Origin of the sequence: Campylobacter showae CC57C (genome assembly GCF_000344295.2) — a bacterium.
In the GTDB taxonomy this organism is placed as follows: Bacteria; Campylobacterota; Campylobacteria; order Campylobacterales; family Campylobacteraceae; genus Campylobacter_A; species Campylobacter_A showae_B.
Genome location: NZ_AOTD01000025.1, coordinates 1 through 2,015, shown reverse-complemented (window position 1 = coordinate 2,015; position 2,015 = coordinate 1). Strand labels below are relative to the sequence as shown.

Genomic DNA, 2,015 nt, shown 5'->3' with positions numbered 1-2,015 from the left:
AATATTTCGTTTTTAAATAACGAGTTTGGCGGTGGTATAGAAGTAGGCGAGAGGGGCCAATTTTACAGAAAGTTTGACGTAAGAGCATGATGAAATTTTGACGGCGACGCTTTTATAATCAATCTTTTAAGAAAAACGGGTAAAATGCGTGAGACTTTAAGCATAAAGGCAAGCGATGAAAATACGAATCTACTACGAAGATACCGACGCGGGCGGCATAGTCTATCACGCAAACTATATAAAATACTGCGAAAGGGCGCGCAGCGAGATGTTTTTTGATTCGGAGGTTAAGCCTTTTAGCAAGGATGGGCATTTCGTCGTGAGTGAGATTCGGGCAAAATTTAAAAAACCTGCCGTCCTTGGCGATCTGCTCGAGGTAAAAACGAGCGTGGCAAGCCTGAAAAAAGCCTCCGCGCTCATAAATCAGAAAATTTATAAAATCGCAAATTTAAGCGGCGGATGCGAGCCAGAGCTCGTCTTTGAAGCGGACGTCGAGGTTGCGTTTGTCAGTAACCTAAGGCCTGCTAAGATGAGCGAGGAGATAGTGGATTTTCTCTCCTCTTATTGCTCGTAAAAGCCGTATTCGCCGGCTTTTAAAACCTTTGTATCATAGACGATCTGCGAGTCTTCGACGCTCTCGCTAAAAAGCCTCTGCGCGCCGCGGTTTAGGTAGGTCGCGTAGATGTAGTCAAGCCCGGCGCTAGCAGAGTAGCCCACCCAGTTGAAGTTTAAATTTTGCCCCAAAATTTCGTTGTTTGAGTCTAGTGCACTATCGGTTTTAGAAATCGAGTTGGCTATGTAGAGCTTTTCTCTATCTTGCGGTTGCGTGAGTTTAAAGATACTTGGCGCATAGTTGATTTGCGTGCTTAAAAGAGCGTTAAATTTGACGTCATAAAGGCGCATTTGGGAGCTCACCATCGAGGCTTTTACGAGCGGAACGTTTAGGAAAACGGTCGCTCCGCTTAGCCTTGAGTTGCCAGATAGCATCGGCTTTAGATCGGTCGCGCCGCTTGCGATCTCGTTTTCGTAGGCTAGCCCGCCGCTAAGCTCGTCGGCGTAGCGATTTAGCGCCGCTCCTAGCGCGCTTCCGTCAGAAAACGCCGCGACTTGGCCGTTTGAGAAATTTAGCAGTTTTTCGACTTGCCCTTTGTAGTCTATACCGCCAAATATCAGATTCTCCTGCGGCGAATCGACGCTAGAGATGTGCAGAGTCGGCACAAAAGCAGTCATAGACGGATCTAAAGCCTCGTTTAGATATTTTGCGCCCACTGGCGTAAACGGCGCGATGATATAGGCGATATTTTCGCTTCTAGCGCGTGCTAGAGCGCCGTCGATAGCGCTCGGGGCTTCGTTTCCGATGTTGTAAAATTTAACGTCGATAGCGGCGTTTTGCCTGACGACGTAGGCGATAACCGCGTTTGAGACGACGCCGGCGTAGCTTTTTATGCTATCTTGCGGGATGATGACGGCGATCTTAAACTCGGCGCTGGAGTTTGGCGCTAGGATTTCGGTGACAACGTTTACGTACGAGCCGTTTAGAGCGTTAAAGGCTTGTAAAATTTCTTGATTGGAGCTGCCCTCGTAACGAGCCAGAAAGCTGTGTAAAAGACCTTCTCTAACGAGTTCTAGCAAACATATGTCGTTACATTTGACGGGTTCTAAATTTATATAAATTTCGCTCGCGGGCGGGATATCAGAGGGCTTATCGCTCCTGGCAAATAGCGCCGAGCAGATCAGTAATGCGGTTAAAATTTTTCTCATAGGTACTCTTTTATTTTTCTTAAATCGCTGAAAAATAGTTCTTTTTTGCTTGGGTTTTTCGCTACGACGGCAGGCGAATAGGTCGCCAGCAAGGCCGAGTGCTTAAATTTCATTATGTTTCCCCTTATTGTCTCAAAGCTTTGCGCGCTTTGTTTTATTATTTTGTAAAAAACCTCTTCACCAAGCGCTACGATGAGCTTTGGCGCGACTAGACGAGTTCCGCCGCTAAAATACGGCTCGCCAAGCTCTAGGCG

General features: G+C 47.0%; 3 protein-coding genes. 1 reads left to right on the top strand and 2 read right to left on the bottom strand.

Annotated features, from left to right (window positions below; translation table 11 throughout):
- Positions 1-175 precede the first annotated feature (175 nt).
- Positions 176-574 (top strand): YbgC/FadM family acyl-CoA thioesterase, encoded by a 399-nt coding sequence (locus tag H740_RS01095; protein WP_002950478.1) that lies wholly within the window; start codon positions 176-178, stop codon positions 572-574.
- Here H740_RS01095 and H740_RS01090 read toward each other — a convergent pair.
- Positions 562-1,761, bottom strand: coding sequence for a hypothetical protein (locus H740_RS01090; RefSeq protein WP_002950477.1), 1,200 nt, complete (start codon positions 1,759-1,761; stop codon positions 562-564). The genes H740_RS01095 and H740_RS01090 overlap by 13 nt on opposite strands.
- Positions 1,758-2,015 (bottom strand): uracil-DNA glycosylase family protein (locus tag H740_RS01085; protein WP_002950476.1); only part of this gene is annotated, 258 nt, incomplete at its 5' end. The genes H740_RS01085 and H740_RS01090, both read right to left, overlap by 4 nt.

What these genes read in the sequence shown, in the direction of transcription:
- H740_RS01095 (WP_002950478.1), top strand. Translation starts at nt 176, where the DNA reads ATGAAAATACGAATCTACTACGAAGATACCGACGCGGGCGGCATAGTC.
- H740_RS01090 (WP_002950477.1), bottom strand. Translation starts at nt 1,761, where the DNA reads ATGAGAAAAATTTTAACCGCATTACTGATCTGCTCGGCGCTATTTGCC.